We start from the raw sequence: 13462 nt of genomic DNA, 5'->3' as shown, positions 1-13462 counted from the left end.
GTTGGGGGTTTCGGGTGAGAGGGAAGTCAGGGGTGGGATGTCGCGGCGGCGGCGCATTCCGCGCACCGCCCCCAGTACGTCACCTCGGCCGAGGCGACCTCGAAGCCGTGGTCGTCGGAGGGGTGCAGGCAGGGCGCGTGGCCCACGGTGCAGTCGACGTCCTCGACGCGTCCGCAGCCGGTGCACACGAGGTGATGGTGGTTGTCGCCCACCCGCAGCTCGAAGAGCATCGACCGGCCCGCAGGCTCGATACGGCGCGCGAGTCCCGCGTCGGCGAAGTCGTTGAGCGCGTTGTACACGGACTGGCGGCTGGCGTGCGGTATCCGGTCGACGACGGCGGAGTAGACCTCGTCGGCACTCGCGTGCGGCAGCGCGCTCAGCGCCGCGTAGACGGCGGCGCGCGACTCGGTCACGCGCAATCCGGAGGCGCGGATGGCCTCGGGAGCTGTCGCGGTCGTCATATGACGATGATACCGCGTGTTTTGATCAGATCAAATCTAGGCCGTTTCGCGCCATCGTCATCCGACGACGAGCCGCGGCGTTCCGGCCTCGTATTCGGTCAGGTCGCCCGTCTCGCCCTCTCGCGAAGCGATCCGGCCGAGGCCCAGCATGTACGCCAGGAAGACACCGAGTGCGAGTGCGCCGATGCCGATCTTGACCGGCCACGGCCACGGCTGCGCGGTGACGAAGCCTTCGACGACGCCGGCGAGGGCGAGAGCGAGGACGAGCCCGATCGCCACGGTCGCGAGCGAGCGGCCGGCTGCGGCGAGAGCCTCGCCACGGCCGCGAGGCCCCGGCGCGATCCACGCCCAGAAGATGTGCAGGCCTGTCGCCCCCGCGACGAAGATGCACGTCAGCTCGAGCAGGCCGTGCGGGGCGATGTGCAGCAGGAAGACGTCCCCGCGGTCGAACGAGATGAGGATGGCCGCCGCCTGCCCGATGCTCACGGCGTTCTGCATCAGCACCATCACGGGCCACAGCCCGGTGATGCCGAACAGCACGCACTGCGCCGCGATCCACGCGTTGTTCGTCCACACGGTGCCCGCGAACACCGCCGCCGGGTTCTCGCTGTAGTAGGCCGTGAAGTCGTTCTCGGCGTACTGTTCGAGCTGCGCCTGCGAGCCGAGCGAAGCCACTGCCGCCGGATCGCCCGAGACCCAGAAGGCGACGAGCGCGGCGACGGCCAGGAATGCGGTCGCGACCCCGAGCGTCGTCCAGCGCACTCGGTACAGTGCTGCCGGCAGCTGGCGGAGGAAGAAACGCGGCAGGTGTCGCAGTACGTTCTCGGGCGCCCCCGTCAGCCGCAGCCGCGCCCGCGAGAGCGTCATGGACAGGCGGTCGCCCTCGGGGCTCCGACCGGCGGATGTCTTGATGTCGGACAGGTCGGCCGAGGCGGCGCGGTAGCGGGTGACGAGCTCGTCGACGTCCTCACTGGAGAGGCGCCGAGCACGCGCCAGAACGTCGAGCCGATCCCATTCGGCGCGACGCGCGGCGACCAGGGCGTCGAGGTCCATTTGCTTAACTGTACCCATGACGACGCCCGCACCCCCGGTGCAGATCCGGCAGGACGAGATCCTGACGGGCGAGGCGGTCGCGCTGGACGTCCAGCCCCTCGGCTTCTTCCTGCGGGCCCTCGGCGTGCTGATCGACGTGGTGTGCGGCGTCGCCCTCCTCGTCCTGTTCTTCCTCGTCTCGAGCCTCATCGTGGGCGGCCTGAGGATCGAGGCACTGTCGCCGATCCTCGTCGTCGCGGCCCTCGTGCTCGTGCTCGTCGTCATCCCGACCGCGGTGGAGACCGTCACGCGCGGTCGCAGCCTGGGCAAGCTCGCGGTCGGCGGCCGCATCGTGCGGACCGACGGCGGCGCCACCGGATTCCGACAGGCGTTCGTCCGTGCCCTGGTCGGCGTGCTCGAGATCTGGTTCACTTTCGGTGCCCTCGCGGGGGTGGTCGCCGCGTTCACTCCGCGCTCGACGCGCCTGGGCGACATGGTGGCGGGTACCTACTGCGAACGCACCCGGGCGCCGGGTCTGCCCGAGCCCGCGGGTCCCGTCCCTGCGGGCCTGGAGGAATGGTCGCGGGTGGCGGACGTCGCCCGCCTGCCCGATCGGATCGCGCGACGCGCCACCCGTTTCGCACGCTCGGCCGGGACGATGGATCCCGGCGCGCGTTCACGCGCCGCGGCGACCGTCGCCGCCGAGGTAGCGCCCTACGTCTCGCCCCTGCCGCCGGTCGATCCGGAGACGCTGGTTCGCGCGGTCGTCGCCGTCCGTCGAGACCGCGAGTACACCGCCATCGTGCGCGTCGACGAACGCGCGCGGGCATTGGTCGGACGCGCCGACGAGACGCCCCGCGGCTTCCCCGTCAGACCCGCAGGGTCTCGTGACGTATGACGACCCATCCCTTCGGCACGGAGAGACGCTCCGTGTGGATGGCGCAGAGATCGTGGGCATGCGGGTCGGTGCCGCCGCCGAGCGGACCGAGCGCGGCCATCTGGTCGCCGTAGTCGAAGGTCAGGGTCGTCACGGCCTCGCGGGCGCAGCCCACCTTCGAACACAGTCTCTCGCGCATCGCACCCACGCTAACCCCACCCGCATCCGCCGGTCGGATGCCGCGCCGACGTCGCCGCGACGGGCCCATAGGATGGCCTCATGATCCGGCGTCGTTCCCGACCCGTCCCGCCGCGGCGGAATCGACCGTCGCGGCATGGCCGTCACGGTCGCGACGATCGGAGCCCTGTCGTCCGGCCGCCCTTGCCCCCGCTCGAGACCCGGTCGGAGCGGTTCGATCTCTCGGTCGGGACCGCCGCGGAGTTCCTGCGCAGCGCCTGGCCCGAGCTGCGCGAGGTGCGGTTCGAGGTCGCCGGCATGCCGATGGCGAGCGACGACGACGGCATCCCGCGCTGGCGCGTGTTCGCCGAGGAGAAGCGCATCGTGCTGTACCGGCTGCCGATCGAGCGCCTGAACCGGCTCCACCGCAACGACGACCTCCACCGGCGGATGATGGTCGAGAGCTGCGTCTTCCGTGCCGCCGCCGAGTACCTCGACCGCGACCCGTGGGACCTCGGCCCCGACCGGTTCCGATTCCTGTGAGCCCGTGCGGGCGGGGTGCGCGCGCCGCGCTCCCTACCGCCGGGTGATGCTGATCATGGGTAGACGGTGAGCTCGGCGGCCGCCGAGGCCGACCCGGTCACGGGGTAGGTCCCCAGCAGGCCGGTGGCCGAGAAACCGACCGAGCCGCGGATGCCGCCCTCGCCGGGGTCGATCCGGTAGACGGTCCCCGCCGTCGCGTCGAGCGTGCGCGACTGTCCTGCCGCGAGCTCGACCGTGCGCGCGGCCCCGCCGTCGAGCGCCGTCACCGTCGCCACGGTGTCGCGTTCCGCCGTGAGCGTCAGGGTCGGGCCGGGCGCCGGTGCGACCGCGACGAGGGTCGGCGCCTCGACGAGCGGCGCCGCGACCGCCCACGCGAAGTCGGCGGGCCCAGCGAGGTCGGTCGACGTCCACGCCGCGGCGACGAGCGGGCTCCCGGCCGTCGCGGTCACGGTGTAGTCGCCGACGGGCATCCCAGTCACCTCGAGCTCGAGCGGGCTCCCGTCGGTGAGCTCGATGCCCTCCTGTTGCGAGACCACGCTCCCGTCGGCGACGGAGCGGACGGTGACCGCCGCGATCGTGTCGCCCGCGGTCGCCATGAGCCGTACCGACAGTCCGCCCGCAGAGACCCCCGAGTCGGGCGCGACGGTGACGTCGACCGCGGGGATCACCTGAACGGCAGAGGGCAGCGCGCTCGCGCCGATCTGGTCGACTCCTCCCGCGATCAGCGTTCGCGTGAGGGTCGACTGGAGCGAGGCCCGCACGGGGGCACCGTCCGAGGTCACCTGGACGACGGGGGTCTCCTCGCCGCGCTGCAGTGCGGCGAGCGGGATGGCGCGCTGCGATCGCGCCGCCACCACGATGTCCTGGCCGGCCACCGGGTCCTGCGCACCGTCGGTGCCGAACACGCGCAGATCGACCGTCGCCGCGACATCCCCCGGGTTGGTGAGCAGGACGAGGTCGCTCGCGCCGGTCGCAGCCGACCCGCCCACGAGCCACGACTCCATCGAGGGACGGGAGCACGCCGACACCGCGAGCCCGCGAAGGTCGTCGGCGTCGAGGGTGGACGCGGACGCCGCGGCGAGATCGGTCGGCACGCCGCCCGCGGGATCGGCGGAGAACGCGGCGGGAGCCGCTCCCTCGTCCGCCCGGTCCGGCGTGGCGAGCGCGGACTCGGCGGGCTCCACCCCATCCGCGGCCGCGACGACGTTCGCTGCCGCCGCCTCGGTGATCGCACCGGCGGCCGCAGCGTCCCGGCCGAGCGCGAGGAGCGGCCCGTCGCAGGCGGCGACGGATCGTGCCGCCTCGGGCACGACGTCGAGCGACACGGGGTCGCGCGAAAGGGTCGGCCAGGGCGCCAGAGCGGCGGCGGCGACACCGCCGCCGACGATGACGGCGCTCACGACGCCCACGGCGACACGGGTGATGGTCGAGGTTCGCGTGGTCAACGGTCCCTCCTTCGGAGCGGGCGCGTGCCGACGACGCGCGGCACGGCTCGCGACGCCGAGCGGCTGCTCCGGGTCGGGAGGGCCAGCAGCAGAGCTATGGCGAAGACGACGGCGATGCCGGTCCAAGCGGTGGCGGCGACCGCGCGCGCCGAGGCGGGCGCCTGGTCGCGGGGCGCGACGTCGCCGGAGAGGCGCCACAGCTCCCCCTTGTCGGTGGACCCGACGGCGTCGAGGCCGTCGCGCCCATCGAGGGCCGTCGCCGCGGCGAGCCGCGTCGCGCGCGCGGTGGCCGACTCCGCATCGCCACCCGGCGCGAGGAGGATGAAGGCGACACCCTGGTCACGCAGCTCGGCGACGACGTCGTTCGCGGTGTCCGCGACGAGGTCGGCAGCGACCTGTGCCACCTCGCTGTCACCCGCCGAGAGCTCGGTCCGCGTGGTGACGAGCGTCGACTGACCGCCGAGCGTGGCACTGCCGCCCCAGACGACGTCGACCGCGACACCGTCGTCGGTCGGAGTCAGCACGATCGTGCCGAGGCCGGGCGTGCCTGCGCCCTCGGCCGCCACGAACGCGGGCAGTGTGCTGCTGTCACCGCGTCCGATCAGCGAGGCGTCCCGCGCCTGCGCGGTCAGCACGGGAGCGGCGGCCGCCACGAGCCCCGCGACCGCCACGGACGCTGCGACCGTGCGGACGGCACGGATGGTCACCACACTGTCGAGCGTCAGCAGCGCCGCTCCCGCCACCCCGATCCAGGCGAGGCTGAGCGCGGTTCCGGGCCAGAGCGTGATCGGGGTCGTGCCGTCGACCGCGACGGCGACGCCCGCTGCCGCGAACGCGGTCACCGTGCCGAGACCCGCCACTGCGAGGAGCACGATCCCCGCGAGACGTCGCGGAGAGGACGCGGCGGCGAGCGACAGGGCGAGGACCGGGGCCGTGAAGAGCAGGAGCCACCACAGCGGTCCGGCGGCACCGGTGAACGCCTCCCAGCCGGCGTCGGCCGGGAACCCGGCGGCGAGGAGAACGCGTCCCATGACGTCGTCGGGGAACCGCGGACCCGACCAGGGCAGGCTCGGATCGGCGAGCAGCGACCACGGGTCACCGGCCTGCAACCGTGCGACGACCAGCGGAGCCGAGAGGGCGAGCGACGGCACGAGGACCCAGATCCACCGGAACGCCGCCCGCCGGCCGCGCAGCACCATCGACAGCGCGACCGCGAACAGCCAGAGGACCACGACCGGCGCCGACAGCACGGGAGAGCAGGCGAGCACCGCGGCGAGCAGGATCGAGGCCGTGCCCGCGTTCCCCCACGACCGGTGCGCCGCCGCCGCCGTGAAGGCCAGCCAGGGCAGCAGGAGATGGACGATGACGGCCGCCGGCCGTCCGTCGCCCCAGGCGATGAGGAACATCGGCGCGAGGGCCCACGCCGTCGCACCCACGATGCGCAGCACCGGCCGCTCGGTCACCCGTGTCGCCGCGAACCATCCGCCGAGGACCGCCAGCGGCAGTGCGAGCAGCCACAGGACGACGACGGCGCGCGACGGGTCGGCCGGCGAGAACGTCGCGAGCACGGCGAGCACCGCGCTGAACGGATCAGCGGGGCCGACGGCGTCCCAGCCGAGGGGGCGCTGCGCTCCGGTCGCCTCGGTCCAGGCCTGCGCCGCGTTGGCGGCGAGGGGCGCCAGCCCGCCACCGCCGATCGAGGGCCAGCTCAGCGCGGCGGGGAGGGAGGCGACCGAGACCACGAGCGCCGCGAGCACCGCCCACGCGCCGCCGCCCGAGAAGAAGCCGAGCTCGGTGCGCCGAGGGCCGGTACCGGCGGGCTCGTCCTCGATGAGGCGCTGCCGCATGATTCGCGTGCCCACGCGCAGCGGGGCGAGCTGGGCCCACGATGCGCGGCGGTGCCGGGCGATGCGGCTGCGAGCACGCGCGACGGCACCGACGCGGAAGAGCACGGTGAGGGCCGCGGTCCATTCGGGGCCGATGCGTGACGGACGCTTGCCCACCAGATCGAGGATGCTGCGCCAGAGCGCGAGGGGCAGCAGTGTCAGCCAGTGCAGGACGACGAGAGGCGGAGCCGCGTACACGAGGCGGCGGTGGAGCTGCGCGACCCGGGCCGCGTGTGTGGCCCGGGCCCGCGCTCCCGTGGTGCGCGGAGCGGGTGCGCCGGCGACGCCGTCGTGCGCGACGGCGATCCGTGCGCCCGGTGCGAGCACGACTCGCCCGCCCGCCAGGCGGACGCGCACGCCGAGATCGAGTCCCTCGTCGGCTCCCGCCAGCGCGGTGTCGAGACCGTCGAGTTCCCGCCAGGCCGCGGTGTGCACGAGCACCCCGCGGACGTCTCCGCCGAGGACATCGTCCGTGCCGTCGTGCTGTCCCTGATCGTGCTCTCCGTCCGCGAGCCCGACCGCGGCCCCGAGCCTCGTCATCGACCGCCCCAGCGACACGATCCGGGTGCGGTCGTCCCACTCGACGGTCTTGGGCACGGCCACCGCGACGGACGGTGCCGTCTCGAGCGCGGCGGCGAGACGGCGCAGCGCGTCCGGCTCGGGAGCGACGTCCTGCGCCAGCAGCCAGACGGCGTCGCCGTCGATCCGGCGCGAGGCCAGCCGGAGGGCGGCGGCGAAGCCGGTGCGCGTCGGCGCTGTGATCACGGCCTCCGCCCCCGACCCCTCGGCCAGCGCGCGGATGCGCTCGTCGCCGCCGCACAGGACGATCGTGAGCGCGTCGACGGCGCGCGTCTGCTCGCGCAGCGCGGCGAGCGTGCGTGAGAGGTGGAAGGCCGCCGGCGCGCGTCCGTCAGGACGAACGACCAGGAGGGCGTGAACACGGGCGGGCATGACGGAGCAAGCCTAGGCGGCGATGATGGACAGCTCCGGCAGCGGGTGCGCGGTTCGCCTATTTCGCCGTCGACGGGTACCACACGTCGCGCCCGCGTCTCGGGGGCACGGGTGGTGGGCGGTCAGACCGCGCGTCTCTTGAGCTTGCGGCGCTCGCGCTCGCTGAGACCACCCCAGATGCCGAAGCGCTCGTCGTTCTGCAGCGCGTAGTCGAGGCATTCGCCACGGACGTCGCACGATGTGCAGATGCGCTTGGCGTCGCGGGTCGAGCCGCCCTTCTCGGGGAAGAACGCCTCAGGGTCGGTCTGGGCGCACAGGGCATCGGTCTGCCACGCGAGAGCGTTGTCGTCGCTGTCGGCTTCGGCGCGCCGGACACCCGGCACGCCCAGGTTCACCGGGTCGACGAACCAGTTGTCGGGAACGCCCGAACGGTATGCCGTCATATCGTGTCCCCTCCTCGCCGGCCGGCACGCGAGCCGCGTGTCTTCAGTAATTACACCTGTGTCATTCGCTCGGGTCAAGTCGCGGATCGTAAACCCTCAAGCGGGTGTTTAAGCTTCGCGCCGACGCATCGGCGTGTCGCAGCTCAGCCGCGGCCCGGCTGCGCGACGAACGCCTCGCCCGCACCGCCGATCGCGACGGTCGCCGCCGACACCACGGCTGCCGTTCCGGGAACGAGCTCGACACGCCCGCCCTCCGCCTCGACCACGACGTCGCCGACCGTGGCGAGCACGATCGCGGTGCCCTCGAGTTCGATCTCGGTGACCGCCTCGAACGTCGTGTCGACCCGTACCAGTCGGAAATCCGGGACGCCGACGTCGTAGCCGAAGACGCCGGGGGCGATCTCGACGGGCTCGACGATCGGGGCGGGACCGCTCTCGGTGCTCACGATGCTCAGCAGCTCGGGCACGTCGACGTGCTTGGGTGTCAGGCCGCCGCGCAGGACGTTGTCGCTCGCCGCCATCAGCTCGATGCCGAGACCGTCCTGGTAGGCGTGCAGCACGCCGGCCGGCGCGAAGAGCCCCTCGCCCCGACGCAGCTGGACGAGGTTCATGAGCGTCGCGACCACGAGACCCGGGTCGCCGGGGAACTCCGCCGCGATGTCGCGGAGGACCGCCCGCTCCGCCGCGAACCCGGAGTCATCGCTCGCGGCATCCTCAAGGGCGCGCAGAGCGGCGGCCAGATCGTCGACGACCTCGGTCGCCTCCCCCGACAGCGCCCATCCGATGACGCGGCGGAGCGCCGCGGCCTCGTCCTCCGCGTCGGTCGGCGCGAGCGCCGCGGCCAGGGCGGCGACGCCGGCGCGCTCCCCCAGGCCCGCGACGAGGCGGCGCGTCTCGGCGAGGGGACGCAGCCCGACGAGGGCACGGAAGTTCTCCGACAGCGCGACGATGATCTCGGGCTTGTGATTCTCGTCGCGGTACAGCCGCTCGGCGGCGTCGCGCGGCACGCCGGCATCCTCCTCGCGTGCGAAGCCCACCGCGGCCTGCGCGCGGGAGGGGTGCGCCTGGATCGACAGCGACGTCGCGGCCGCCAGGATCTTCAGGAGATAAGGCAGCGGTGCGATCCCGGCTTCGTGCAGCGCGCGGTCGAGCGGGCGCCCGGTCCCGTCGTCGACCCGTGACGGACTCCCGGGGTGGTCGCCGAACCAGATCTCGGCCTCCGGCGCCCCGGAGGGCTCGCGTCCCTGCAGGTCGGCGATGAGCGTCTCGCTGCCCCACGCGTAGTCTCTGGCGATGTTCGAGATCGGAATCAGCACGGCCCCAGCCTAGAGCTCGACGCGCCCGGGCCGGGGTGCCGGATGCGGTGCCCGCGATAGCCTGTCTGGACCATGGCCGTCCACTCCCGCCACCCCGTCTCGGCGCCGCCCACGGCACCCGCACGCGAGACCACCGGCCATCTGCTCCTGCGGGCCTGGTGCGTCTTCGTCATCGCCGCGTCGATGGCGGGCACCAGCTGGCTGATGGCGTTCGGTGCGATCGGGTCGGCGGTCGTCGTGGTCGCGACCGGCGTCGTGTCCGCCGTCCTGTGGGTATCGATCCGTCCGCGCGTGCAATGGCGTCGCCTGCCGTGGTTCGCGCTGGCCTACGTCGCCTGGGCCGTTGCGTCGCTGCTGTGGTCGAACTGGCTCGGCGCGACCGAGCTCACGCTCCTGCTGCTGGTGTCGACGACGCTGCAGGCGATGTTCGTCGGCGCGGTCTTCACCTGGCGCGAGATCCTCCGCGCCGTCGCGTCGGCGCTCAAATGGATGCTCGCCCTCTCGCTCCTCTTCGAGCTGTGGGTGGCGCTCATCTGGCGCGGCGACATCCTGCCGGGCTTCGTGCGTCCCGATGCCTCGTACGACGGACACCCCATCACGCTGTGGTCGCGCGACAACCTCTTCACAGGCGGCCGGCTGCAGGGCATCTTCGGCAACGCCAACCCGCTCGCCTACATCGCGCTCCTCGCGATCATCGTGTTCGTCATCCGTCTCGCGTCGGGCGCGCCCCGCAAGCTGCTGCTCGTGCTGTGGACGGCGCTCGCTGCATTCCTCTTCTGGCGGGCGGCCTCGGCGACCGCGCTCCTGTGCGCCGTCGCGGTCGCCGTGGTCCTCATCACGATCCTGCTCATGCGCACCGCACGCCGCCCCGGCGAGCGCACGCGCTTCTACGTCATGTACGTCATCGTCGCCGGCCTCGGCGGCGCGGCCGTCTGGTTCGCCCGTGACACCGTGTTCGACCTGCTGGGGCGCTCCCCCGACCTGACCGGCCGTCAGCGCATCTGGGACGCCGTCGGCGAGCGCATCGGCGAGCGCCCCTTCCTCGGCTGGGGCTACTCGACCCCGTGGGTGCCGTCCGACCCGGCTTTCGACGGGTGGATCGTGGACCACGGCGTGAGTGTCATGCAGGCGCACAACATGTGGCTGGACGTCGCGTTGCAGCTCGGCTTCGTCGGCGTGGTGCTGATCGCGCTCGCCCTCCTGGCCTTCGTGTGGCGGTCGTGGTTCTTCGCAGTCGACCGTCCCCGCTGGGACCTCGTCGCCGACCGCCCGTACACGGCGCTGACGCTGCTCCCCTCTCTCGTCGCGACGATCCTGCTCGTGCAGGGACTCGCCGAGTCGGCTCCGCTGCTGAACTGGGGATGGTTCCTCATCATCCTGTTCGCCTTCAAGATCAAACAGGCTCCGCTGGTCGGCCGAGGTCCCGCCGAGCAGCGTCTCGACGCCGAGCAGGGCGACCTCCTCGCCGAGGGGAACGGCGACGACCGACGTCCATGAGGACTCCCAGGGGCTGAGGCTAATCTGAGACCACCATGGCCAGTCACACGCACGCGCGACCACGAGCGGGTGCGTCATCGACCCCGACGACGCGGCGCATCCCGCAGCGACTGGTCCGCGCATGGTGCGTCCTCGTCATCGCTTCGTCGATGGCCGGCACGGCCTGGCTCATGGCGATCGGCGTCGCCGGATCCGCGGTGGTGGTCGCGCTCACCACGCTCGGGTCCGCAGCGATCTGGGCGATCCAGCGACCACGCCGACGCTGGCGCCGGCTGCCGTGGTTCGCGCTGGCCTACGTCGGCTGGGCGCTCGCCTCGCTGCTGTGGACGGAGTGGCCGCGCGCCACAGCGATGACCCTCGCGCTGCTGCTCGCGACCACCGCACAGGCGATCTTCGTCGCCTCGGTGCTGACGGGCCGTCAGATCATCGAGGCGATCGCGGCGGCCGTGAAGTGGATGCTGGCCCTGTCGCTCGTTTTCGAGCTGTGGGTGTCCCTCGTCTGGCGCGGCCCGGTCCTGCCGCAGTTCGTCCGTCCGGGCCCGGGCTTCGAGGGCGATCCCATCATGTTCTGGTCGCGGGACAAGCTGTTCACCGACGACCGCATCCAGGGCATCTTCGGCAATGCGAACTCGCTCGCATACATCGCACTCCTGGGACTGGTCGTCTTCGGGCTGCAGATCAACACACGCGCCGGGCGCCGCGGACCCCTCGTGGCGTGGACGGTGCTGGCGGCCTTCTGCTTCTGGCGCGGGTCGTCCGCCACGGCGGCGATGTGCGCGATCGCGATCGCGATCGTCATCATGGTCGTGCTGCTGATGCGCCGTGCACGCACCGCTCACGTCCGACGCATCCTCTACGTCGTCTTCGCCGTGACGGGTGTCTCTCTCATCGTCACCCTCTGGCTCGTGCGGGAAGACCTCTTCGAGCTGCTCGGACGCTCGTCCGATCTGAGCGGCCGCAAGGAGATCTGGGCCATGGTCGCCGCGAGGTTCGCCGAGAGCCCCCTCATCGGGTGGGGCTACTCGGTGCCGTGGGTTCCGACAGACCCCTTCTTCGACGGCTGGATCGTCGACCGGGGTGTCACGGTCATGCAGGCGCACAGCACCTGGTTCGACGTCGCCATGCAGCTCGGTGTGGTGGGACTGCTCTTCTTCGCCGTCGCGCTCGGCGTGTTCACCTGGCGGGCGTGGTTCCTCGCTCTCGGTCGCATCCCCCGGTCCGGCACCGACCGCGAGCCGCGCTCGCGCCTGCTGCTGATCCCCGCCCTCGTCGCCACGATCCTGCTCGTCCAGAGCGTCACCGAGTCGTCGCCGCTGCTGAACTGGGGGTGGTTCCTCCTCGTGATGCTCGCGTTCGCCATCAAGCAGGCGCCGGCCTCCGTTCGCGGCACCCCCGTACGCCGCCGGTCGACGCTCGCGGCGGTCTGGCCCCTCGAGGGCGGCGACCCGATCGAGCGCGGCGTCCCCGTCGAAGGCGCTGCGTGAGCACCCCGCCGGCGCTGTCGGCCTCGTGGCTCGTCCGCACCCTCGACTCGGCGGCGTTCGCGCAGTCCTTCGCGCATGCCGCGATCGCCGCGGTGTTCGCCGAGCACCTCGTCGAACGCACCGCCGGACGCGTCACGTGGCTCACCGTCATCGCCGGCCTCTGCATCCTGGGGGCCGGCGTCCTGCTCGTCCGGCGACGCGAGTTCACGCTGGTGCGGCTCGTGCCCTCGACCCTCGTCTTCTTCCTCGGCTGGGCGCTGGCCAGCGTCACGTGGACGACCGACGTCTCCGGGACGGTCGGCGGCTGGCTGGCCCTCGCCGGCATCGCGTTCCTCGCCGTCGTCATCGCCAACACCCGCGACACGCTGCAGACCGTGAGGGCGCTCGCCGACGTGTTCCGCGTGCTGCTGGCGCTCTCGCTCGCGCTCGAGCTGCTCTCGGGCGTCTTCTTGGACATGCCGTTCACGTTCCTCGGCATCGAGGGCGACATCGCCGCCTTCGGGCCCGTGCAGGGGATCTTCGGCACCCGCAACGCGCTCGGCTTCATCGCCGTCCTCGCCCTCATCACCTTCTACATCGAATGGCGCACCGTCTCGGTCCGCACCGGGGTCTCGCTGTTCTCGGCGGTGCTGGCGGCGTTCCTGGCCGCCCTGTCGGATTCGCCGACCGTGCTCGTGCTCGCCGTCGCCACCGCGATCGCCACGGCTGCGCTCGGGCTCGTCCGCCGCACCCCCCGGTCCCTGCGCGGCACCGTGCAGACCGTGCTCGGCGCGACGGTCGTCGCAGGCGCGATGGTGGGGTACCTGCTGCGCGAACGCATCATCGCGTGGATCGGAGCGGGCACCGACTTCTCGATCCGCGCGGAGCTGTGGGACCGGATCGCCTCGTTCGTCCGCGTCGAGCCCGTGCGGGGCTGGGGATGGTTCGGTTCGTGGTCGCGCACCGACTTCCCCTTCAACGCGATCAACTTCGCGCTCGGCGACCGCCATGCCTCGGCTCTCAACGCCTACGTCGACGTCGCCCTGCAGCTCGGCTGGATCGGCCTGTTGATCTTCATCGCGTTCTGCGGCCTGGCATTGGGGCGCGCCTGGCTCGTCGCGAGCGAGCGACGATCCATCCTGTACGCCTGGACCCCGCTCATCCTCGTGACCGTGCTCGTCGATGCCCTCTTCGAGAGCTTCCCCCTGCACGGCTCGGGGTGGTTCGTCCTCGTCCTGTGCGCCCTGCGAGCCGCGCAGTCGAAGTCGTGGCGCGAGCGCATCCGCGAGGTCGGCCGCCCCGCGGCACCCGCGGCCGGTGGTCCTGACGACACCGCGACGGGAACGCACGGCATCGCACGGTAGGATCGGG

The 13462-nt window shown here is 72.5% G+C and carries 12 protein-coding genes; 5 read left to right on the top strand and 7 right to left on the bottom strand.

The features are described from left to right. Nucleotides 1-26: 26 nt before the first annotated feature. Nucleotides 27-461, bottom strand: a complete 435-nt coding sequence (locus tag BLT21_RS12585) for a Fur family transcriptional regulator (RefSeq protein WP_091502669.1) — start codon at nt 459-461, stop codon at nt 27-29. Between the two features lie 57 nt (nt 462-518). Next, nucleotides 519-1514 carry a stage II sporulation protein M gene (locus BLT21_RS12580; protein WP_091502667.1) on the bottom strand — a complete coding sequence of 332 codons (996 nt, stop codon included), beginning with the start codon at nt 1512-1514 and terminating at the stop codon, nt 519-521. 16 nt (nt 1515-1530) lie between these two features. Here BLT21_RS12580 and BLT21_RS12575 point away from each other — a divergent pair, with 16 nt between their 5' ends. After that, on the top strand, nt 1531-2391 hold the full coding sequence (locus tag BLT21_RS12575) for an RDD family protein (RefSeq protein WP_091502665.1): 861 nt from the start codon (nt 1531-1533) through the stop codon (nt 2389-2391). Here BLT21_RS12575 and BLT21_RS12570 read toward each other — a convergent pair. Further along, entirely contained in the window at nt 2363-2569 is a 207-nt protein-coding gene (locus tag BLT21_RS12570) for a DUF3499 family protein (protein ID WP_036305938.1), read from the bottom strand. The genes BLT21_RS12575 and BLT21_RS12570 overlap by 29 nt on opposite strands. An 80-nt stretch (nt 2570-2649) precedes the next feature. Here BLT21_RS12570 and BLT21_RS12565 point away from each other — a divergent pair, with 80 nt between their 5' ends. After that, a complete protein-coding gene (locus BLT21_RS12565) occupies nt 2650-3090 on the top strand; it encodes a metallopeptidase family protein (RefSeq protein WP_176786908.1) in 441 nt (146 codons plus the stop codon). A 53-nt stretch (nt 3091-3143) separates the two neighbouring features. On the opposite strand, the gene BLT21_RS12560 is transcribed toward BLT21_RS12565, so the two are convergent. From BLT21_RS12560 to manA, 4 genes are all read right to left on the bottom strand, one after another. After that, on the bottom strand, nt 3144-4535 hold the full coding sequence (locus BLT21_RS12560; protein ID WP_091502661.1) for a DUF5719 family protein: 1392 nt from the start codon (nt 4533-4535) through the stop codon (nt 3144-3146). Further along, complete coding sequence (locus BLT21_RS12555) at nt 4532-7372, bottom strand: glycosyltransferase family 2 protein (RefSeq protein ID WP_091502659.1); 2841 nt, start codon at nt 7370-7372, stop codon at nt 4532-4534. Before BLT21_RS12555 ends, BLT21_RS12560 begins: the two co-directional genes overlap by 4 nt. 122 nt (nt 7373-7494) lie before the next feature. After that, entirely contained in the window at nt 7495-7815 is a 321-nt protein-coding gene (locus tag BLT21_RS12550; protein WP_091502657.1) for a WhiB family transcriptional regulator, read from the bottom strand. A gap of 143 nt (nt 7816-7958) precedes the next feature. Further along, a complete protein-coding gene (gene manA / locus BLT21_RS12545; RefSeq protein ID WP_091502655.1) occupies nt 7959-9131 on the bottom strand; it encodes a mannose-6-phosphate isomerase, class I in 1173 nt (390 codons plus the stop codon). Nucleotides 9132-9203: 72 nt separating this feature from the next. On the opposite strand from manA, the gene BLT21_RS12540 reads away from it, so the two are divergent. From BLT21_RS12540 to BLT21_RS12530, 3 genes are read left to right on the top strand one after another with little or no spacing between them, the layout of a single operon-like run. After that, nucleotides 9204-10628: an O-antigen ligase family protein gene (locus BLT21_RS12540; RefSeq protein ID WP_091502653.1), complete on the top strand. Its 1425-nt coding sequence runs from the start codon at nt 9204-9206 to the stop codon at nt 10626-10628. Between the two features lie 35 nt (nt 10629-10663). Further along, the gene (locus tag BLT21_RS12535) at nt 10664-12112 is read left to right on the top strand and encodes an O-antigen ligase family protein (protein ID WP_091502651.1); all 1449 of its coding nucleotides are present in this window, start codon (nt 10664-10666) and stop codon (nt 12110-12112) included. Beyond that, the gene (locus tag BLT21_RS12530; RefSeq protein ID WP_256336065.1) at nt 12109-13455 is read left to right on the top strand and encodes an O-antigen ligase family protein; all 1347 of its coding nucleotides are present in this window, start codon (nt 12109-12111) and stop codon (nt 13453-13455) included. Before BLT21_RS12535 ends, BLT21_RS12530 begins: the two co-directional genes overlap by 4 nt. The last annotated feature ends 7 nt before the right edge of the window (nt 13456-13462 follow it).

The sequence above is a fragment of the Microbacterium sp. cf332 genome (assembly GCF_900102175.1).
Lineage (GTDB): Bacteria > Actinomycetota > Actinomycetes > Actinomycetales > Microbacteriaceae > Microbacterium.
This window is presented reverse-complemented; position numbering and strand designations above follow the sequence as displayed.

Bases quoted from the DNA above. Each gene is read 5' to 3' on its own strand.
- BLT21_RS12585 (WP_091502669.1), bottom strand. From the start codon at position 461: ATGACGACCGCGACAGCTCCCGAGGCCATCCGCGCCTCCGGATTGCGC.
- BLT21_RS12580 (WP_091502667.1), bottom strand. From the start codon at position 1,514: ATGGACCTCGACGCCCTGGTCGCCGCGCGTCGCGCCGAATGGGATCGG.
- BLT21_RS12575 (WP_091502665.1), top strand. From the start codon at position 1,531: ATGACGACGCCCGCACCCCCGGTGCAGATCCGGCAGGACGAGATCCTG.
- BLT21_RS12570 (WP_036305938.1), bottom strand. From the start codon at position 2,569: ATGCGCGAGAGACTGTGTTCGAAGGTGGGCTGCGCCCGCGAGGCCGTG.
- BLT21_RS12565 (WP_176786908.1), top strand. From the start codon at position 2,650: ATGATCCGGCGTCGTTCCCGACCCGTCCCGCCGCGGCGGAATCGACCG.
- BLT21_RS12555 (WP_091502659.1), bottom strand. From the start codon at position 7,372: ATGCCCGCCCGTGTTCACGCCCTCCTGGTCGTTCGTCCTGACGGACGC.
- BLT21_RS12550 (WP_091502657.1), bottom strand. From the start codon at position 7,815: ATGACGGCATACCGTTCGGGCGTTCCCGACAACTGGTTCGTCGACCCG.
- BLT21_RS12540 (WP_091502653.1), top strand. From the start codon at position 9,204: ATGGCCGTCCACTCCCGCCACCCCGTCTCGGCGCCGCCCACGGCACCC.
- BLT21_RS12535 (WP_091502651.1), top strand. From the start codon at position 10,664: ATGGCCAGTCACACGCACGCGCGACCACGAGCGGGTGCGTCATCGACC.